Consider the following 19,830-nt stretch of genomic DNA (forward strand, 5'->3'; position numbering starts at 1 on the left):
CCTCAGCCCAGCAGCGAAATGTCGGCGACGCCGAGGAACAACCCACGCAGACGCGCCAGCAACGCATAACGGTTGGCGCGGACTTTTGCGTCCTCCGCGTTGACCATCACAGCTTCGAAGAACGCATCCACCGGCTCGCGCAGTGCAGCCAGGCGTGCCAGGGATTCGCTGTACTGACGCGAGGCGGCCATTGGCTGTACAGCCTGGTCAGCCTGCTGGATCGCCGAGTACAGGGAGAACTCGTTGGCGTTGTCGAAGTACTTGGCCTCCACGACTGTCGGAACGGAGCCTTCGACCTTGCTCAGCAAGTTCGACACGCGCTTGTTCACGGCGGCCAGGGCGGCGGCTTCCGGCAGTTTGCGGAAGGCCTGTACCGCTTGCACGCGCTGGTCGAAGTCCAGGGCCGAGCCCGGCTTCAGGGCACGTACAGACAGGTAGGTCGCGACATCGACACCTTCGTCTTCGTAGCGGGCACGCAGGCGGTCGAAGATGAACTCAAGTACCGATTCGTTCAGGCCGGCTGCCTTGACCTTGGTACCGAATGCATTCACAGCGAAGGCCACGGCGTCGTTCAGGTCCAGATCCAGTTGCTTCTCGATCAGGATACGCAACACGCCCAGTGCGGCACGGCGCAGGGCGTACGGGTCTTTGCTGCCGGTCGGCAGCATGCCGATACCGAAGATACCCACGAGGGTGTCGAGCTTGTCGGCGATGGCCACGGCCGCACCGGTCAGGGTGCTAGGCAGTTCAGCGCCGGCACCGCGCGGCATGTACTGCTCGTTCAGGGCCAGTGCGACATCTTCCGGCTCGCCATCGTTGAGGGCGTAGTAGTAACCGGCGACACCTTGCATCTCCGGGAACTCGCCGACCATCTCGGTCGACAGGTCGCACTTGGACAGCAGGCCCGCACGAGCAGCCCACGAAGCGTTGCCGCCAATGCGCGCTGCGATGTAAGCGGCGAGTTTGGAAACACGTTCGGCCTTGTCGTAGACGCTGCCGAGTTTTTCCTGGAACACCACGTTCTGCAGGCGCAGGTTGAAGTCTTCGAGCTTCTGCTTCTTGTCTTGCTTGAAGAAGAACTCGGCGTCGGTCAGGCGTGGACGAACCACTTTCTCGTTACCGGCGATGATCTGCTGTGGGTCTTTGCTCTCGATGTTGGCCACGGTAATGAAACGTGGCAGCAACTTGCCGTCGGCGTCCAGCAGGCAGAAGTACTTCTGGTTGTCCTGCATGGTGGTGATCAGGGCTTCCTGCGGCACGTCGAGGAAGCGCTCCTCGAACGAGCACACCAGCGGCACTGGCCATTCGACCAGCGCGGTCACTTCATCGAGCAGGGCTGGCGGAACGATTGCCGTGCCTTCCTGACGGGTGGCCAGCTCTTCGGTGCGCTTGCTGATGATCTCGCGACGCTCGTTGGCGTCGGCCAGAACGTAGGCGGCACGCAGGTCGGCCAGGTAGCTGGACGGCGAACCGATGCGCACGTTTTCCGGGTGATGGAAGCGGTGGCCACGGGAGTCGCGGCCGGCCTTCTGGGCGAGGATGGTGCAATCGATGACCTGGTCACCGAGCAGCATCACCAACCACTGGGTCGGACGAACGAACTCTTCCTTGCGCGCACCCCAACGCATGCGTTTCGGGATCGGCAGGTCGTTCAGGGAATCTTCGACGATGGTCGGCAGCAGGCTTGCGGTCGCCTTGCCGGCGATGCTCTGGCTGTAGCGCAGTTTCGGGCCGCTCTGATCGATTTCGCTCAGGTCGACGCCGCACTTCTTGGCAAAGCCCAGTGCCGCTTGGGTCGGGTTGCCTTCGGCATCGAACGCGGCCTGACGTGGGGGGCCGTCGAGGTTGATGCTGCGATCCGGCTGCTGGGTGGCCAGTGCGGTGATCAGCACGGCCAGGCGGCGCGGGGCGGCATAAACGGTTTTGCTCTCGTAGTTCAGGCCGGCAGCTTGCAGGCCCTTGTCGATACCGGCGAGGAATGCCTCGGCCAGGGTGTTCAGGGCTTTGGGTGGCAGTTCTTCAGTGCCCAGTTCAACCAGAAAATCCAGAGCACTCATTGTGCAGCCTCCAGCTTGGCCAGTACTTCATCACGCAGGTCCGGGGTCGCCATCGGGAAGCCCAGCTTGGCACGAGCCAGCAGGTAGGCTTGCGCAACGGAACGCGCCAGGGTGCGTACACGCAGGATGTATTGCTGACGCGCAGTCACGGAAATCGCCCGGCGCGCATCCAGCAGGTTGAAGGTATGGGAAGCCTTCAACACCATTTCGTAGCTCGGCAACGGCAGCGGCTGGTCGAGTTCGATCAGGCGCTTGGCTTCGCTTTCGTAGAAATCGAACAGTTCGAACAGCTTGTCGACGTTGGCGTGTTCGAAGTTGTAAGTGGACTGCTCCACTTCGTTCTGGTGGAACACGTCGCCGTAGGTCACTTTGCCGAACGGACCGTCAGCCCAGACCAGGTCGTAGACCGAGTCCACGCCTTGCAGGTACATGGCCAGACGCTCGAGACCGTAGGTGATCTCACCGGTCACCGGGTAGCACTCGATGCCACCCGCTTGCTGGAAGTAGGTGAATTGGGTCACTTCCATGCCGTTGAGCCAGACTTCCCAGCCCAGACCCCAGGCGCCGAGGGTCGGCGATTCCCAGTTGTCTTCGACGAAGCGGATGTCGTGGACCAGCGGGTCCAGGCCGACGTGCTTGAGGGAGCCCAGGTACAGTTCCTGGAAGTTGTCCGGGTTCGGCTTGAGGACCACCTGGAACTGGTAGTAGTGCTGCAGACGGTTCGGGTTTTCGCCGTAGCGGCCGTCAGTCGGACGACGGCTTGGCTGCACGTAGGCAGCGTTCCAGGTTTCCGGGCCGATGGCGCGCAGGAACGTTGCGGTGTGGAAAGTGCCGGCGCCTACTTCCATATCGTAGGGCTGAAGTACCACACAACCTTGCTCGGCCCAGTATTGCTGGAGGGCGAGGATCAAGTCTTGGAAGGTACGCACGGCTGGCGTAGGCTGGCTCACGAAATTCACCTGTTTCTTGGGCTGCGATTTAAAGAGCGGGAGTATACCCGATTCATTGCTGCGCACGCCCCCTGGAGCCTTATGCCACGCTGCTTTTGGTGTTCCGAAGATCCGCTGTACATGGCTTATCACGATCAGGAGTGGGGCACGCCGCTACGCGATGCGCAGGGTTTGTTCGAGTTGCTTTTGCTCGAAGGGTTCCAGGCCGGGCTTTCCTGGATCACTGTGCTGCGCAAACGCGAGCACTATCGCCAGGTGATGTTCGGCTTTGATGTCCAGCGCGTGGCGCAGATGAGCGATGCCGAAATCGACGAGTTGATGCTCGATCCCGGCATCATCCGCAACCGCCTCAAGCTCAACGCGGCCCGGCGCAATGCCCAGGCCTGGCTGGCGCTGGAGGACCCGGTGGCGTTTCTCTGGTCGTTCGTCGGTGGCGTGCCTGTGATCAATCATTTCAAGGATCGCAGTGAAGTCCCGGCCGTGACGCCGATCGCCGTGGAAATGAGCAAAGGCCTGAAAAAAGCCGGTTTCACGTTCGTCGGGCCGACCATTTGCTATGCGCTAATGCAGGCTTCGGGCATGGTGATGGATCACACCCGGGACTGCGACCGCTACGCGCAGTTGGCGAACGGCGGTTAGAATGGCCGCCTCGCGCACAGCACAAAATCAGGAGTGACCTGTGGATAAGTTGAAAGGCGCCTTGCTGGTAGGCGCTCTGCGGCTGTTTGCCCTGCTTCCGTGGCGGGCCGTGCAGGCCGTCGGCTCGGCGATTGGCTGGGTCATGTGGAAAACCCCGAACCGTTCCCGCGACGTGGTGCGGATCAACCTGTCCAAGTGCTTTCCGGACATGGACCCCGCCGAGCGCGAACGTTTAGTCGGACAGAGCCTTAAGGACATCGGCAAGTCCCTGACCGAAAGCGCCTGCGCCTGGATCTGGCCGGCCCAGCGCTCCATCGACCTGGTGCGCGAGGTTGAAGGCCTCGACATCTTGAAGGACGCCCTCGCCTCCGGCAAAGGCGTGGTCGGTATCACCAGCCACCTGGGCAACTGGGAAGTGCTGAACCACTTCTATTGCAGCCAGTGCAAACCGATCATTTTCTACCGCCCGCCGAAGTTGAAAGCGGTGGATGAATTGCTGCAAAAGCAGCGGGTGCAGTTGGGTAACAAAGTCGCCGCTTCCACCAAGGAAGGCATCCTCAGCGTCATCAAGGAAGTGCGCAAAGGTGGTGCAGTGGGCATTCCCGCTGACCCGGAACCGTCCGAATCCGCCGGGATCTTCGTGCCGTTCTTCGCCACCCAGGCGCTGACCAGCAAGTTCGTGCCGAACATGCTGGCCGGCGGCAAAGCGGTCGGCGTGTTCCTGCATGCCCTGCGCCTGCCGGACGGTTCCGGCTACAAAGTGATCCTTGAAGCTGCGCCAGAGGCCATGTACAGCACCGATACCGCGCAGTCCTGCGCGGCCATGAGCCAGGTGGTCGAGCGCTATGTGCGGGCATACCCGAGCCAGTACATGTGGAGCATGAAGCGCTTCAAGAAGCGTCCGCCGGGTGAAGAGCGTTGGTATTGAATCGATTGGCATGATCTGTGGATGACCCTGGACTCGGGGTTATCCACAACCGTTCACTCAAGGGCGCAGAAGATGTCCGAACACCGCAAGTCATTCCGCATCAAGATCAGTCACGAAAGCTTTGGCGATTGCCTGGGGCAGACGCGCAACCTGTCGACCACCGGCGTTTACGTCAAGCATCCGGGGTTGTCGACTTTGCCCAAAGGCGCGGTGGTTTACGGTCAGGTGCAGGGCTTACCCACAGGCGCGCCGCGGGTGCGTATGGAAGTAGTGCAGGTGGATGCCGAGGGAATCGGTTTGCGTTATCTCTGATCAGTACGCCTGACGCTCGAGCTTCTTCAGGAACACCGTCATTTCCTTTTCGGCCTGCTTGTCGCCATGGGCGCGAGCGGCTTCCAGACCTTGCTCCCAGGCTTGGCGCGCGGCCGTAAAGTCCGCCAGCGCCAGATGGGCCTTGCCCAGTAGTTTCCATGCCGCCGAATACTTCGGATCGAATTCGACGCAGCGTTGGAAATGCTCCGCAGCCTTGGCGTTTTCCCCCAGATCCAGATAGCCCTTGCCCAGGCCGAAGCGCAGCAATGAGTTATCCACACCCTTGGCGAGCATTTTTTCCAGGGATTCGATCATCAGTGGATTCCTTTTTGAGGTGTGTCAGGAAAATATCCGGTATCTGGAAGTCCGCTATCGCGAGCAAGCTCGCTCCCACAGTTGATCTTCAGAAACACAAATGCTGTGTACGACCGAGAACCCTGTGGGAGCGAGCTTGCTCGCGATGAGGCCAGTCTGATCGCCGAAAAATCCGGATCAGAAGAAGCTCAACCCCACATGAAACAGCTTCTCCACATCGCGAATATGCTTTTTATCCACAAGGAACAGAATCACATGGTCGCCCGCTTCGATCACGGTGTTGTCGTGGGCGATGATCACTTCTTCGTCGCGGATAATCGCACCGATGGTGGTGCCTGGCGGCAGGCCGATGTTCTCGATGGCCTTGCCGATCACCTTGCTCGATTTCGCATCGCCATGGGCAATCGCCTCGATGGCCTCCGCCGCACCCCGGCGCAGTGAGTGCACGCTGACGATGTCGCCTCGGCGCACGTGGGCCAGCAAGGTGCCGATGGTCGCCAGTTGCGGGCTGATGGCGATGTCGATGTCGCCGCCCTGGATCAGATCGACATAGGCCGGGTTGTTGATGATGGTCATCACCTTCTTCGCGCCCAGTCGCTTGGCCAGCAACGATGACATGATGTTGGCTTCGTCGTCGTTGGTCAGCGCCAGGAACAGGTCGGCGTCGGCGATGTTCTCTTCCATCAGCAGGTCGCGGTCTGAAGCACTGCCCTGCAACACTACCGTGCTGTCCAGTGTGTCGGAGAGATGACGGCAGCGCGCCGGGTTCATCTCGATGATTTTCACCTGATAACGGCTTTCGATGGCCTCGGCCAGACGCTCGCCAATCTGCCCGCCACCGGCGATGACGATGCGTTTATAGGTTTCGTCGAGACGGCGCATTTCGCTCATCACCGCGCGAATATTCGCCTTGGCGGCGATGAAAAACACCTCGTCGTCGGCCTCGATCACCGTGTCGCCCTGGGGCAGGATCGGCCGGTCACGACGGAAAATCGCCGCGACGCGGGTTTCCACGTTCGGCATGTGTTCACGCAACTGCCGCAGTTGCTGGCCCACCAGCGGCCCGCCGTAGTACGCCCGTACCGCCACCAGTTGCGCCTTGCCTTCGGCGAAGTCGATCACCTGCAAGGCGCCGGGGTGCTGGATCAGGCGCTTTATATAGTTGGTGACCACTTGTTCCGGGCTGATCAGAACGTCCACCGGAATCGCTTCGTTCTGGAACAGCTGCTCTTCGCGGGTCAGGTACGCGGCTTCGCGAACCCGGGCGATCTTGGTCGGGGTGTGGAACAGGGTATGGGCGACCTGGCAGGCGACCATGTTGGTTTCGTCGCTGTTGGTCACCGCGACCAGCATGTCGGCGTCATCCGCTCCGGCTTGGCGCAACACGGTCGGGAATGAGCCACGACCTTGTACCGTGCGGATGTCCAGGCGGTCACCAAGGTCGCGCAGGCGCTCGCCATCGGTGTCGACCACAGTAATGTCGTTGGCTTCACTGGCCAGGTGTTCGGCCAGCGAACCGCCGACCTGCCCTGCACCAAGGATGATGATTTTCATCCAGTCACTCCATTGAATCCATTTAACCGCGAGCGGCGGCGATCTTGATCAGCTTGGCGTAGTAGAAACCATCGTGGCCACCTTCCTGGGCCAGCAACTGGCGACCATGGGGCTGCTTGATGCCGGCCGCCGTGGCGAGGTCCAGTTCCCGGGCACCCGGCGTTCGGGCGAGGAAGGCTTCGATGACTTCGGTGTTTTCGGTCGGCAGCGTGGAACAGGTGGCGTACAGCAGGATGCCCCCGACTTCCAGGGTTTTCCACATGGCATCGAGCAACTCGCCCTGCAGCAGCGCCAGCGCGGCGATGTCGTCGGGTTGGCGGGTCAGCTTGATGTCCGGGTGACGACGAATCACGCCGGTGGCCGAGCATGGCGCGTCCAGCAGGATGCGCTGGAACGGCTTGCCGTCCCACCACGCCTGAGTGTCGCGACCGTCGGCGGCAATCAGTTCGGCGCTCAGTTTCAGGCGTTCGAGGTTTTCCCGCACTCGTACCAGTCGCTTGGCTTCAAGGTCTACGGCCACGACGCCGGCCAGTTTTGGCTCGGCTTCGAGGATGTGGCAGGTCTTGCCGCCCGGTGCGCAGCAGGCGTCCAGCACCCGTTGGCCTGGCGCGAGGTCGAGCAGATCGGCAGCCAGTTGCGCGGCCTCGTCCTGCACGCTGATCCAGCCCTCGGCGAAGCCTGGCAGGCCGCGCACGTCGGTGGCGGCTTCGAGCACGATGCCATCGCGGCTATAAATGCATGGCGTCGCGGCGATACCGGCGTCGGTCAACAATCCGAGATAGGCATCACGGCTGTGATGACGACGGTTGACCCGCAGAATCATCGGCGGATGCGCATTGTTGGCGGCGCAAATGGCTTCCCATTGCTCGGGCCAGAACGCCTTCAGGGATTTCTGCAACCAGCGCGGGTGGGCGGTGCGCACCACCGGATCACGTTCCAGCTCGGCGAAAATCGTTTCGCTTTCGCGCTGAGCATTGCGTAGCACAGCGTTGAGCAATGCCTTGGCCCAAGGCTTTTTCAGCTTGTCGGCGCAACCGACGGTTTCGCCGATGGCGGCGTGGGCCGGGACGCGGGTGTAGAGCAATTGATAGAGACCGACCAACAGCAACGCTTCGACATCGGCGTCGGCTGCCTTGAACGGCTTCTGCAACAGTTTGGCCGCCAGCGCGGACAAGCGTGGCTGCCAGCGTGCGGTGCCGAATGCCAGGTCCTGGGTGAAGCCGCGATCACGGTCGTCGACCTTGTCCATTTGTGTTGGCAGCGAACTGTTGAGCGAGGCTTTGCCGCTCAGGACTGCGGCGAGTGCCTTGGCGGCGGCCAAACGCGGATTCATTGAGCGTCCGCCGCTTGACCGAGGATCGTTCCGGTGGCGAATTTCTCACGGCGGCTGTTGAACAGGTCACTGAAGTTCAGCGCCTTGCCGCCGGGCAATTGCAGACGGGTCAGGCACAAGGCCTGCTCGCCGCAGGCGACGATCAGACCGTCCTTGCTGGCGCTAAGGATTTCACCCGGGGCGCCTTTGCCTTCAGCCAGATTTGCGGCCAGCACTTTCAGGGCTTCGCCGTTCAAGGTGCTGTGGGTGATCGGCCACGGGTTGAAGGCACGCACCAGACGCTCCAGCTCAACCGCCGGGCGACTCCAGTCGATGCGTGCTTCGTCCTTGTTCAATTTATGCGCATAGGTGGCCAGGCTGTCGTCCTGCACTTCGCCCTCCAGTGTTGCGGCGGCGAGGCCGGCAATCGCCTGGACCACGGCCGGCGGGCCCATTTCGGCCAGACGATCATGCAGGCTGCCACCGGTGTCTTCGGCGCTGATCGGCGTGGCGACCTTGAGCAGCATCGGCCCGGTATCGAGGCCGGCTTCCATGCGCATTACGGTCACGCCGCTTTCGGCGTCCCCCGCTTCCACGGCGCGCTGGATCGGCGCCGCACCACGCCAGCGCGGCAGCAGCGAGGCGTGACTGTTGATGCAACCCAGGCGCGGAATATCCAGCACCACTTGCGGCAGGATCAGGCCGTAGGCGACCACCACCATCAAGTCCGGCTTGAGCGCGGCCAGTTCCGCCTGGGCATCTTCGTTGCGCAGGGTCGGCGGTTGCAGCACCGGGATATTGTTCTCCAGCGCCAGTTGCTTGACCGGGCTTGGCATCAGTTTTTGCCCGCGACCGGCCGGACGATCCGGTTGGGTGTAGACCGCGACGATCTCGTAAGGGCTGTCGAGCAGGGCCTTGAGGTGTTCGGCGGCGAATTCGGGGGTGCCGGCAAAGACGATGCGCAGTGGCTCAGTCATGGGTGTTCTCTATTGCAAAGCATCTTGAAAAGAAAAAGGCTTGCCGCGGCAAGCCTTTGAAGGAGGGCATCAAGCGTTTTGGCGATGCTGTTTTTCCAGCTTCTTCTTGATGCGGTCGCGTTTGAGCGTCGACAGGTAATCAACGAACAATTTGCCGTTGAGGTGGTCGCATTCATGCTGGATGCACACCGCGAGCAGGCCTTCGGCGATCAGTTCGTAGGGTTGGCCATCGCGGTCCAGCGCCTTGACCTTGACCCTTTGCGGGCGATCGACGTTTTCGTAGAAGCCCGGTACCGAAAGGCAGCCTTCCTGGTATTGCTCCATCTCGTCGGTCAGGGGTTCGAATTCGGGGTTGATGAACACTCGCGGTTCGCTGCGGTCTTCGGAGAGGTCCATCACGACGATACGTTTGTGCACGTTGACCTGGGTAGCGGCGAGGCCGATGCCAGGCGCTTCATACATTGTTTCAAACATGTCGTCGACCAACTGACGCACTTCGTCGTCCACTACGGCCACTGGTTTGGCGATAGTGCGCAGACGCGGATCAGGGAATTCGAGGATGTTTAAAATGGCCATAAGCTTGATTAGTGCACGTGTGAAGTAAGGTCGGGTCGATGGCCTGGCGGTCCGAAGATGCAGGCTACCGTTGTAAAACGTAGCTCCCTTTTGTTGACAAGCAAGTCTTGATAAGCAAGCAGGGAGCGAGCCTCTGATGGCTCTGGCGTTTCACGCGAACGCACATAATAAAGGGATTCACCGCATGAGGAAATCACTACTCGCCCTGCTGCTACTGGCCTCGGCCGGTCTGGCCTACGGGCAAGTGCAACTTCGGGAAGATATTCCCACCATAAAGCTGTCGCCTCAGGTGCGTAGCAGCCCGGTAACCGAGGCTATCCCCGGTATTGCGCTGAAATCGATCAACAGCTTTTTGCTGAGCAACCGCATCGTCGACAAGGCCGAGGATTTCGACAAGGCGCCCTACATCGTCGCAGGCGATGCCGAGCGCGTGCTCAGTGGCGCGGGTGACCGCATTTTTGCCCGCGGCCATTTCGATCCGGCGCAACCGGCGTACGGCATCTTCCGCCAAGGCAAGGTCTACACCGATCCGCAGAGCAAGGAAATCCTGGGGATCAACGCCGATGACATCGGCGGCGGCGAGGTCGTGGCCATCGAAGGTGAGGTCGCCACCCTGGAGTTGCAACGCACAACCCAGGAGGTCCGCCTCGGCGATCGCTTGTTCGGCGGTGAGGAGCGCGCGATCAACTCGACCTTTACGCCCAGCACACCGAGCCACGAAATCAACGGTTTGATCATCGATGTGCCGCGTGGGGTCACGCAGATCGGCGAGTTGGACGTGGTAACACTGAACAAGGGGCAGCGCGACGGCCTGGCCGAAGGCAATCTGCTGGCGGTGATGAAGACCGGCGAAACCGTGCGCGACCGGATAACCGGTCAGCCGTTGAAAATTCCCGATGAGCGCGCTGGTCTGCTGATGGTTTTCCGTACCTACGACAAGCTCAGCTATGGGCTGGTGCTCAGCGCTTCGCGCTCGCTGTCGGTGATGGACAAGGTGCGAAATCCGTAAGAGAGCTTCACAAGTTACCAACAGAGTTATCCACAGCTTATTCCCGTTTGTACGGGTGCTTATTACGATCAAGGATGATCCATGTCGCTGCCTACTGTTACACCGGTTTCCCCCGCGGAACTGGAAGCTCGATTACGTCTGCACCGCTTGCCGGAACTCGGTCCGGCACGTTTCAAGAAGCTGCTTGAAGCCTTTGGCTCGGCGTCAAAAGCGATCAGCGCACCGGCCAGTGCCTGGCGCGCGCTGGGTTTGCCACTGGCCTGTTCCGAGGCCAGGCGTAGCACCGAGATCCGTGACGGCGCCAGTCATGCATTGGCCTGGCTGGAGCATCCGGCCCAGCATTTACTGATGTGGGACCAACCGGACTATCCGGCACTGCTGGCACAAATCAGCGATGCACCGCCGCTGTTATTTGTCGCGGGCGATCCGGGCATTCTGGAAAAACCACAACTGGCGATGGTCGGCAGCCGTCGCGCGTCCCGGCCAGGAATGGACACCGCTGCCGCGTTTTCCCGCAGCCTGGCCGGTGCCGGTTTTGTCATTACCAGCGGCCTGGCCCTGGGCATTGACGCCGCCGCGCACCAGGCCGCGCTCGACGTCGGTGGGCAAACAGTTGGTGTGCTCGGCACGGGGCTCGAGAAGTTTTATCCACAGCGAAACAGACGCCTGGCGGACGCCATGATCGCGTCGGGCAGCGCAGTGCTTTCGGAGTTTCCACTGGATGCAGGCCCCAGCGCCGGCAACTTCCCCCGGCGCAACCGGATCATCAGTGGTTTGTCTCTCGGGGTGCTGGTGGTCGAAGCCAGTGTCGCCAGCGGTTCTCTGATCACCGCGAGGCTGGCGGCGGAACAGGGGCGCGAGGTGTTTGCGATGCCTGGATCGATCCATCACCCCGGTGCCCGCGGCTGTCATCAGTTGATTCGGGACGGTGCGGTGCTGGTGGAAACTATCGAACATATCCTCGAAGCCTTGCGCGGCTGGCAACGACTGTCGTTATCCACAGAAACCTGCATCCCTGCAACGACTCACCCACTGCTGAAGCTGCTGCATGCCGCGCCTCACACCAGTGAAGCGCTGGCCGACGCAAGCGGCTGGGCCCTGCCGAAAGTGCTGGCGGCGCTGACGGAACTGGAAATGGATGGCCGCGCCGTGTGCGAATGCGGGCGCTGGTTTGCGCGGGTGAGCTAGGTTTTATAAACAAGATCGGTAAACTGCGCAGAGCCTAATTCTGGAGTGTTTTTCATGGTCAACAGTTGGCGTGTGCAACAAGCCGCGCAAGCAATTCGCGCCGGGGCGGTGATTGCCTACCCAACCGAAGCAGTCTGGGGCCTGGGTTGCGACCCCTGGGATGAGGAAGCGGTGGAACGTCTGCTGCTGATCAAGGGCCGGTCTGTGGACAAGGGGCTGATTCTGGTCGCCGACAACATCCGTCAGTTCGATTTCCTTTTCGAAGACTTCCCCGAATTGTGGATGGACCGCATGGCCAGCACCTGGCCGGGTCCGAACACCTGGCTGGTGCCGCACCAGAACCTGTTGCCGGAGTGGATTACCGGCGTGCATGAAACCGTGGCGCTGCGGGTCAGCGATCACCCTCAGGTGCGGGATTTGTGCGCGCTGGTCGGGCCGCTGGTGTCGACGTCGGCCAACCCGCAGGGACGTCCGGCGGCGCGTACGAGGATTCGCGTCGAGCAGTATTTCCGTGGCCAGGTGGATCTGGTGCTGGGTGGCAATTTGGGCGGGCGCAAGAACCCGAGCGTGATTCGTGATCTGGCGACCGGCAGGGTTGTGCGTCCGGACTAAAGCTGGATGGACATGTGGCGAGGGAGCTTGCTCCCGTTCGGGTGCGCAGCGCCCGCAAAAACTGCAGGCGCGTTATAACTGAAACTACACAGTTGCCGAATGCAGGGCTGCTGCGCAGCCCAACGGGAGCAAGCTCCCTCGCCACAGAGGGTTATGGCAGCAGAACAACCGAACCCGTCGTGCGCCGCGCCGACAACTCGGTCTGCGCCTTCGCCGCGTCAGCCAGTGGATAACGCTGGCTGATGTCCACGGTCAGCTTGCCGCCGATGATCATCTCGAACAACTCGTCGGCCATGCGTTGCAGGTTCTCGGCGTTGTTCGCATAAGTGCCCAGGGTTGGCCGGGTTACGTACAGCGAGCCTTTCCCTGCCAGGATCCCCAGGTTCACACCGTCGACCGCGCCGGACGCATTGCCGAAACTCACCACCAGCCCGCGTGGCGCGACGCTATCGAGTGAAGTCAGCCAGGTGTCCTTGCCAACACCGTCGTACACCACCGGGACTTTTTTGCCGTCGGTCAATTCCAGCACGCGTTGCGCGACATTTTCATGGCTGTAGTCGATGGTCGCCCAGGCGCCGTTGGCCTTGGCCAGCGCGGCCTTCTCCGCCGAGCTGACGGTGCCGATCAACTTGACGCCCAAGGCTCTGGCCCATTGGCAGGCCAGGGAACCGACCCCGCCGGCCGCGGCATGGAACAGGATGGTTTCGCCACCCTTGAGTTCATAAGTCTGACGCAGCAGGTACTGCACGGTCAGGCCCTTGAGCATCACGCCGGCGGCCTGTTCGAAGCTGATGGCGTCCGGCAGTTTCACCAGATTAGCCTCGGGCAAGACGTGAAGATCGCTGTAGGCGCCCAGAGGGCCGCTGCCATAGGCGACGCGATCGCCGATCTTGAAGCGGCTCACTTCGCTGCCCACCGCCTCGACCACGCCTGCACCTTCCGAGCCGACACCCGACGGTAGGGACGGTGGTGGGTACAGGCCACTGCGGTAATAGGTGTCGATGAAGTTCAGGCCGATGGCCTTGTTGGTCACGCGCACTTCCTTCGGACCTGGCTCGGCGGGCTGGTAATCCACATATTCGAGCACTTCGGGGCCACCATGGGCGCGGAACTGGATACGCTTTGCCATCAGAACTCTCCATAGGTCGTTTTACCAAGCTCCCTATCGGACTCCTAAGCTTGATCTTCGTCAACTGCGGCGGGGTGACTTGCGATGGTATGCTACGCGCCCATTTGCGCAGGCTGAGCTCCAATGGAGCGCCGCGTTGTTTTGCCCGATTCAAGGTGATGACATGACGACCCGCACCGAGGCCGTAAAAGCCTACCTGCTCGACCTGCAAGACCGTATTTGCGCCGCTCTGGAGGCCGAAGACGGTGGCACGCAATTCGTCGAAGACGCCTGGACCAGGCCGGCGGGCGGTGGCGGTCGCACCCGCGTGATAGAAAACGGCGCGGTGATTGAAAAGGGCGGCGTCAACTTTTCCCATGTCTTCGGCAGCGGTCTCCCACCGTCTGCCAGCGCTCATCGACCGGAACTGGCCGGCCGTGGCTTCGAAGCCCTCGGCGTTTCGCTGGTGATTCACCCGCACAACCCGCACGTGCCGACTTCCCACGCCAACGTGCGCTTTTTCATCGCGGAAAAAGAAGGTGAAGAACCGGTCTGGTGGTTTGGCGGCGGCTTCGACCTGACCCCGTATTACGGCAACGAAGAAGACTGCATCCACTGGCACCGTGTCGCCGAGCAGGCCTGTGCGCGGTTCGGCCCGGACGTCTACCCGCGTTACAAGGCCTGGTGCGACAGCTACTTCCACATCAAGCATCGTCACGAGCCGCGTGGCATCGGCGGGTTGTTTTTCGACGACCTGAACGAGTGGGATTTCGACACCAGCTTCGCCTTCATGCGCGCCATCGGTGATGCGTACATCGACGCCTATCTGCCCATCGTGCAGCGCCGCAAGAACGATGCGTTCACCGAAAAACAGCGGGAATTCCAGGAGTTCCGCCGTGGGCGCTATGTCGAGTTCAACCTGGTTTATGACCGTGGCACGCTGTTCGGCCTGCAATCGGGCGGACGTACCGAGTCGATCCTGATGTCGCTGCCGCCGCAAGTGCGCTGGGCCTACGACTGGAAGGCCGAGCCCGGCAGCGAAGAAGCGCGCCTGACCGAGTACTTCCTGCAAGACCGCGATTGGTTGGCCGAAGCCTGAACGAGGAATCCTGATGGACCGTTATGTCGTATTCGGTAACCCGATTGGCCACAGCAAGTCGCCGTTGATCCATCGCTTGTTCGCCGAGCAGACCGCGCAGAAGCTGGACTACAACACGCTACTGGCGCCACTGGACGACTTTTCCACCTGTGCCCGGACGTTTTTCCTCGAAGGGCGTGGCGCCAATGTGACGGTGCCGTTCAAGGAGGAAGCCTATCGGCTGGCGAACAGCCTGACGGCACGGGCGCAGCGGGCGGGCGCGGTGAACACCCTGAGCAAACTGGCCGATGGCAGTTTGCTGGGCGACAACACCGACGGTGCCGGGCTGGTGCGCGACCTGACGGTCAATGCCGGGTTCAGCCTCAAAGGCAAACGCATCCTGCTGCTCGGTGCTGGCGGCGCGGTGCGCGGTGCTTTGGAGCCGTTGCTGGCCGAGCAGCCGGCATCGGTGATCATCGCCAATCGCACGGTGGAAAAGGCCGAGTTGCTGGCGGAACTGTTCTGCGATCTGGGGCCGGTCTCGGCCAGTGGCTACGACTGGTTACGGGAGTCGGTGGACCTGATCATCAACGCGACGTCGGCGAGCCTGACCGGCGATGTGCCACCGATTGCTGCCAGCCTGATCGAGCCTGGCAAAACGGTGTGCTACGACATGATGTACGGCAAGGAGCCGACCTCGTTCTGCCGCTGGGCCAGCGAAAACGGCGCGGCAGTGGTGATGGATGGCTTGGGGATGCTGGCCGAGCAGGCAGCCGAGGCCTTCTTTCTGTGGCGCGGTGTACGCCCGGATACAGCGCCGGTATTGGCTGAGCTTCGCCGGCAACTGGCCCTTTAAAGTCAAAAGATCGCAGCCTTCGGCAGCTCCTACTGGTGATCACACAACCCGTAGGAGCTGCCGAAGGCAGCGATCTCTTTAATCTTCAAACCGGATCGGGCACTTCTGTGCCCCTTCCAGCTTCCTCAACTCTTCCACCACCTGCGGCCGGGCTCGGCGCAAGGTCAGGCTGCGGTCCTGGCGAAGCAGGCGCCGCGCTTCCTGGTGCAGCATTTCCACTCCTGAATAGTCGATGAAGTTGATCTGCTGCGCCTCGATCACCACGCGCGCGCCGTGCATGCGTTGCAGGCGCACTTGCAGGTAATGGCTGGCGCCGAAAAAGATCGAGCCGCCCACCCGCAGAATGTCTTCCTCGCCATCCCGCACATGCTGCACCCGTGGTTGCGATGTGCGCTTGAGGTAGAAAAAAAGCGAGGCCAGCACACCGGCGTAGATTGCCGTCTGCAATTCCAGCAGCAGGGTGGCGACGCAGGTCAGCGCCATGACCACGAATTCGGCGCGGCTGACCCGCAACAACGCGCGAATGCCGCGATGGTCCACCAGCCCCCAGGCGATCAACAGAATGCTGCCGGCCATGGCCGGAATCGGGATGTGCGCGATCAGGCTCGCGCCGAAGATCGCAAACAGCGCCACCCACAATGCCGAAAAAATCCCGGCCAGTGGCGAACAGGCCCCCGCTTCATAGCTCAGGCCTGAGCGAGTGAAGGAGCCGGCTGACAGTGATCCGGAAAAAAACGCACCGACGATGTTCGACAGGCCTTGGGCACGAACTTCCTGGTTCGCGTCGAGTAATTGCTGCGAACGTGCGGAGATCGAGCGGGCAATCGACAGGCTGGTGACCAACCCGAGCATTCCTACCGCTACCGCGCTGGGCAGCAGGCGCAGGATCAGATCAAGGTCCAGCGGCAATGGACTGAAGGGCGGCAGTTTGCCGGTAAAGGCGCTGACCAGTTGCACATGGCCGAACATTGATGGCCAGAGCCAAACCAGCAAGCCGCCGAGAACCAGGGTGATCAAGAGCGTCGGCCAGCGTGGCAGCAGCAGCTTGAGGATCACGCCCACCACCACCGTCGCCAGCCCCAGTGCCAGTGAAGGCTTGTCCATTTCGCCGAGATGGCGCAACAAGGTGATGAAGCTATCCAGCGCGGTAGCCTGACTGGGCAAGTCCAGTCCCAGCAGGTTAGGCAATTGACCGATGGCAATCACCACGGCGGCACCCAGGGTGAAGCCGAGCACCACCGAATGCGAGACGAAATTCACCAGTGCGCCAAAGCGCAGCAATCCCAGCATCCACTGAAAGAGGCCGGCAAGAAACGTCAGCAACAGGATCAACATGACGTAGTCCTGCGACGCAGGAACGGCCAGAGGACTGACGCTGGCGTACAAGACAATGGAGATGGCCGCCGTAGGACCGCAGATCAAATGCCACGACGAGCCCCACAGGCAAGCGATCAACACCGGGATGATTGCGGCGTACAGGCCGTATTCCGGCGGCAGGCCGGCAATCAGTGCGTAGGCAATGGATTGCGGCAACGCGAGAATCGCGCCGCTGAGGCCAACGATCAGGTCGCGACCGACACTGGCGCGGGTTTGCCGGGGCAGCCAGGTGAGGAAGGGGAAGAGTGAATGGCGGCTTGGCAGGGCCATGGGGCCTCTCGGTTGGGGATTTTGCGCAAGGGTAGCAGGACAACGCGATCATTGTGGCGAGGGAGCTTGCTCCCGCTGGACCGCGTAGCGGTCCCAAAAGGGCAATCACGATGTGTCTGACTCATCGAGGTAACCGGATTGCGTCTGCTGCGCAGCCGAGCGGGAGCAAGCTCCCTCGCCACAGGTAATCATCAGAGTTTCGCTTTGACCGCTGGCAGCGCATCCTTGCCGTCCACGGTCTTCACTCCATCGAGCCATTTATCCAACACCGCCGGGTTGGCCTTGATCCACGCCTTGGCTGCGTCGGCATTGCTGACTTTCTTGTTCACCACCTCGGCCATGATGCTGTTCTCCATGTCCTGGGTGAAGCTCAGGTTGCTCAGCAGTTTGCCAACGTTCGGGCAGGCCTGTGCATAACCTTTGCGGGTCAGGGTATGTACGCTGCCGGTGTCACCGAAGTATTTCTCGCCACCCTTCAGATAGTGCATTTTCAGCTGCACGTTCATCGGGTGCGGCGTCCAGCCGAGGAAGGTCACGAATTTCTGCTTTTTCACCGCGCGGGACACTTCCGCCAGCATCGCCTGCTCGCTGGACTCGACCAGTTTCCACTGGCCCATGTCGAAATCGTTTTTCTTGATGATCTCTTGCAGGGAGATGTTCGCTGGAGCACCGGAGCCGATGCCGTAGATCTTGTGGTCGAACTTGTCGGCGTATTTGTTCAGGTCGGCAAAGTTATGCACACCCGCGTCCCACACGTAGTCCGGAACAGCGAGGGTGAATTCGGTGCCGTCGAGGTTCTTCGCCAATTGCGTGACATCGCCGTTGGCGACGAACTTGTCATAGAAGCCCTGCTGCGCCGGCATCCAGTTACCCAGGAATACATCGACCTGGCCATCCTTCAGCCCGCCAAAGGTGATCGGCACCGCGAGGGTGTCGACCTTGGCCTTGTAGCCCATACCGTCCAGCAGAAACCCGGTGATGGCATTGGTCGCGGCGATATCGCTCCAGCCCGGGTCGGCCATTTTCACGGTCTCGCAACTCTGATCGGCAAACGCCGATGCACTGCCCAGAGCCAGGAGCCCGACCGTCAGTACTGTGGATAACCTTTGCATGGACTTCCCCTTAACATTATTGGTTTTGGCAGGGTTGTGGATAACGTGCTTTACGCTCCAGATCGTCGAGGTCGATGTGGTTGCGCATGTACTGCTGACTGGCGTCCACCAGTGGCTGGTGATCCCAGCTCTTCAGCTTGCCGAGGGTCAGCGCCTCGGCCACGAAGCGTCGGCGCCGCTGGCTGGCGAGCACCTGCTGGTGAATCGCCGGAATGTTCCATTTGGCCCGCGCTTCGACGAGAAAATCGTCGAACAACTGGCGATGTTGCGGCAAATGACTGAGTTCTTCCAGTTCGCGAGGGTCATTCTGTACGTCGAAGAGTAGGCAAGGGTCGTCTTCGCTGTAGATGAATTTGTAGGCACCGCGGCGAATCATCATCAACGGGCTGACGGTGCCTTCGGCCATGTATTCGCCAAACACCTCGTCGTGACCGCCCTGCCCTTGCAGGTGCGGGACCAGCGAGCGGCCGTCCAGCGGCAAGCCCGGTTCCAGCGAGCCGCCGGCCAGTTCGACGAAGGTTGGCAACAGGTCCGCCGTGGAAACACTGGCGCTGACCCGGCTGGCACCGAACTGCCCTGGTGCGCTGACTAGCAGCGGCACCCGAGCAGCCATTTCATACCAGTGCATTTTGTACCAGAGGCCGCGCTCGCCGAGCATGTCGCCGTGGTCGCCGGAAAACACAATGATGGTGTCATCAATCAGCCCGGTATCCTCGAGAGTTTGCAGGAGTTTGCCGACGTTGCTGTCGATATAGCTGCACGCGCCGAAATAGGCGCGGCGGGCGTCGCGGATTTTATCCACAGGCAGCGGCTTGTCCCACAGGTCGTAGACCTTGAGCAGACGTTGCGAGTGCGGGTCGAGGTCATGCGGGTCCGGGGTTACAGGCAGCGGAATGTCTGCATCGTCGTACAAATCCCAGAAAGCCTTGGGAATCGTGTACGGATCGTGTGGGTGAGTCATGGAAACGGTCAGGCAGAACGGCTGGTCGCCGTCCTCGCGAATATGGTCGAACAGGTACTGCTGGGCCTTGAACACCACCTCTTCGTCGAAATCCAGTTGATTGGTGCGCACGCACGGGCCGGCTTGCAGTACCGACGACATGTTGTGGTACCAGGTCGGGCGCACGTCCGGCTCATCCCAGTTCACTGCCCAGCCGTAGTCAGCCGGATAGATGTCACTGGTCAGGCGTTCTTCGTAGCCATGCAGCTGGTCTGGCCCGCAGAAATGCATCTTGCCCGACAAGGCGGTGCGGTAGCCGAGGCGGCGCAGGTAGTGGGCGTAGGTCGGTACGTCGGCGGGGAAATCGGCGGCGTTGTCGTAGGCACCGATCCTGCTCGGCAACTGGCCGCTGACGAGGGTAAAACGCGAGGGCGCGCACAATGGGCTGTTGCAATAAGCCGAGTCGAACACCACGCCTTGTGCGGCGAGGCGGCTGAGATTAGGCAGTTTGATGGGCGATGGGCCGTAGAACGGCAACATTGGCGCAGCCATTTGATCGGCCATGATGAAAAGAATGTTCTTGCGCTTCATGTGATCGCGGCATTCCATAGTGGATGTTTATGCGAGAGTGCTGGTTTCGAGAATGAAACCCTCACAGCT

Annotated in this window: 19 protein-coding genes; 8 read left to right on the forward strand and 11 right to left on the reverse strand. The window is 61.2% G+C overall.

Annotation, left to right across the window (positions count from 1 at the left end):
- Positions 1-2 precede the first annotated feature (2 nt).
- On the reverse strand, positions 3-2,057 hold the full coding sequence (gene glyS, locus AB4O40_RS17605) for a glycine--tRNA ligase subunit beta (RefSeq protein WP_008045717.1): 2,055 nt from the start codon (positions 2,055-2,057) through the stop codon (positions 3-5).
- Positions 2,054-3,007, reverse strand: coding sequence for a glycine--tRNA ligase subunit alpha (gene glyQ / locus AB4O40_RS17610; RefSeq protein ID WP_003187265.1), 954 nt, complete (start codon positions 3,005-3,007; stop codon positions 2,054-2,056). Before glyQ ends, glyS begins: the two co-directional genes overlap by 4 nt.
- A gap of 81 nt (positions 3,008-3,088) precedes the next feature.
- Here glyQ and AB4O40_RS17615 point away from each other — a divergent pair, with 81 nt between their 5' ends.
- The 3 genes from AB4O40_RS17615 to AB4O40_RS17625 all read left to right on the forward strand — a co-directional run bounded on the left by AB4O40_RS17615 (position 3,089) and on the right by AB4O40_RS17625 (position 4,886).
- Positions 3,089-3,646, forward strand: a complete 558-nt coding sequence (locus AB4O40_RS17615) for a DNA-3-methyladenine glycosylase I (RefSeq protein WP_056726766.1) — start codon at positions 3,089-3,091, stop codon at positions 3,644-3,646.
- Between the two features lie 40 nt (positions 3,647-3,686).
- Positions 3,687-4,574, forward strand: a complete 888-nt coding sequence (locus AB4O40_RS17620; RefSeq protein ID WP_008045719.1) for a lysophospholipid acyltransferase — start codon at positions 3,687-3,689, stop codon at positions 4,572-4,574.
- 72 nt (positions 4,575-4,646) lie between these two features.
- Positions 4,647-4,886, forward strand: coding sequence for a PilZ domain-containing protein (locus AB4O40_RS17625; protein WP_056726765.1), 240 nt, complete (start codon positions 4,647-4,649; stop codon positions 4,884-4,886).
- Here AB4O40_RS17625 and AB4O40_RS17630 read toward each other — a convergent pair whose 3' ends face one another.
- From AB4O40_RS17630 to def, 5 genes are all read right to left on the reverse strand, one after another.
- The gene (locus tag AB4O40_RS17630) at positions 4,887-5,204 is read right to left on the reverse strand and encodes a tetratricopeptide repeat protein (RefSeq protein ID WP_177336489.1); all 318 of its coding nucleotides are present in this window, start codon (positions 5,202-5,204) and stop codon (positions 4,887-4,889) included.
- A gap of 174 nt (positions 5,205-5,378) precedes the next feature.
- A complete protein-coding gene (trkA, locus tag AB4O40_RS17635) occupies positions 5,379-6,755 on the reverse strand; it encodes a Trk system potassium transporter TrkA (protein ID WP_056726763.1) in 1,377 nt (458 codons plus the stop codon).
- Between the two features lie 22 nt (positions 6,756-6,777).
- Positions 6,778-8,088, reverse strand: a complete 1,311-nt coding sequence (rsmB, locus tag AB4O40_RS17640; protein WP_409078211.1) for a 16S rRNA (cytosine(967)-C(5))-methyltransferase RsmB — start codon at positions 8,086-8,088, stop codon at positions 6,778-6,780.
- Positions 8,085-9,044, reverse strand: coding sequence for a methionyl-tRNA formyltransferase (gene fmt / locus AB4O40_RS17645; RefSeq protein ID WP_409078212.1), 960 nt, complete (start codon positions 9,042-9,044; stop codon positions 8,085-8,087). The genes rsmB and fmt overlap by 4 nt, the downstream gene beginning before the upstream one ends.
- Positions 9,045-9,113: 69 nt before the next feature.
- Complete coding sequence (gene def, locus AB4O40_RS17650) at positions 9,114-9,620, reverse strand: peptide deformylase (protein WP_056726760.1); 507 nt, start codon at positions 9,618-9,620, stop codon at positions 9,114-9,116.
- 184 nt (positions 9,621-9,804) lie between these two features.
- Between def and AB4O40_RS17655 the strand changes: the two genes are divergently transcribed.
- The 3 genes from AB4O40_RS17655 (at position 9,805) to AB4O40_RS17665 (ending at position 12,429) form a co-directional block, all read left to right on the forward strand.
- Complete coding sequence (locus AB4O40_RS17655) at positions 9,805-10,629, forward strand: hypothetical protein (protein WP_056726759.1); 825 nt, start codon at positions 9,805-9,807, stop codon at positions 10,627-10,629.
- Between the two features lie 81 nt (positions 10,630-10,710).
- Complete coding sequence (gene dprA / locus AB4O40_RS17660; RefSeq protein ID WP_460053767.1) at positions 10,711-11,817, forward strand: DNA-processing protein DprA; 1,107 nt, start codon at positions 10,711-10,713, stop codon at positions 11,815-11,817.
- A 54-nt stretch (positions 11,818-11,871) separates the two neighbouring features.
- On the forward strand, positions 11,872-12,429 hold the full coding sequence (locus AB4O40_RS17665) for an L-threonylcarbamoyladenylate synthase type 1 TsaC (RefSeq protein ID WP_056726757.1): 558 nt from the start codon (positions 11,872-11,874) through the stop codon (positions 12,427-12,429).
- A gap of 151 nt (positions 12,430-12,580) precedes the next feature.
- On the opposite strand, the gene AB4O40_RS17670 is transcribed toward AB4O40_RS17665, so the two are convergent.
- Positions 12,581-13,558, reverse strand: a complete 978-nt coding sequence (locus tag AB4O40_RS17670; RefSeq protein WP_056726756.1) for an NADPH:quinone reductase — start codon at positions 13,556-13,558, stop codon at positions 12,581-12,583.
- 163 nt (positions 13,559-13,721) lie between these two features.
- Between AB4O40_RS17670 and hemF the strand changes: the two genes are divergently transcribed.
- Together hemF and aroE are read left to right on the forward strand one after the other, a co-directional pair.
- On the forward strand, positions 13,722-14,636 hold the full coding sequence (gene hemF / locus AB4O40_RS17675) for an oxygen-dependent coproporphyrinogen oxidase (RefSeq protein WP_223542689.1): 915 nt from the start codon (positions 13,722-13,724) through the stop codon (positions 14,634-14,636).
- A 13-nt stretch (positions 14,637-14,649) separates the two neighbouring features.
- Complete coding sequence (gene aroE / locus AB4O40_RS17680) at positions 14,650-15,471, forward strand: shikimate dehydrogenase (RefSeq protein WP_056726755.1); 822 nt, start codon at positions 14,650-14,652, stop codon at positions 15,469-15,471.
- 78 nt (positions 15,472-15,549) lie between these two features.
- On the opposite strand, the gene AB4O40_RS17685 is transcribed toward aroE, so the two are convergent.
- The 3 genes from AB4O40_RS17685 to betC all read right to left on the reverse strand — a co-directional run bounded on the left by AB4O40_RS17685 (position 15,550) and on the right by betC (position 19,761).
- Positions 15,550-17,118, reverse strand: coding sequence for a SulP family inorganic anion transporter (locus AB4O40_RS17685; RefSeq protein WP_056726754.1), 1,569 nt, complete (start codon positions 17,116-17,118; stop codon positions 15,550-15,552).
- Positions 17,119-17,309: 191 nt separating this feature from the next.
- A complete protein-coding gene (gene choX, locus AB4O40_RS17690) occupies positions 17,310-18,230 on the reverse strand; it encodes a choline ABC transporter substrate-binding protein (protein WP_056726753.1) in 921 nt (306 codons plus the stop codon).
- Positions 18,231-18,246: 16 nt separating this feature from the next.
- Entirely contained in the window at positions 18,247-19,761 is a 1,515-nt protein-coding gene (betC, locus tag AB4O40_RS17695) for a choline-sulfatase (protein WP_409078213.1), read from the reverse strand.
- Positions 19,762-19,830: the final 69 nt, after the last annotated feature.

This window comes from Pseudomonas sp. S2_F07 (genome assembly GCF_054668325.1).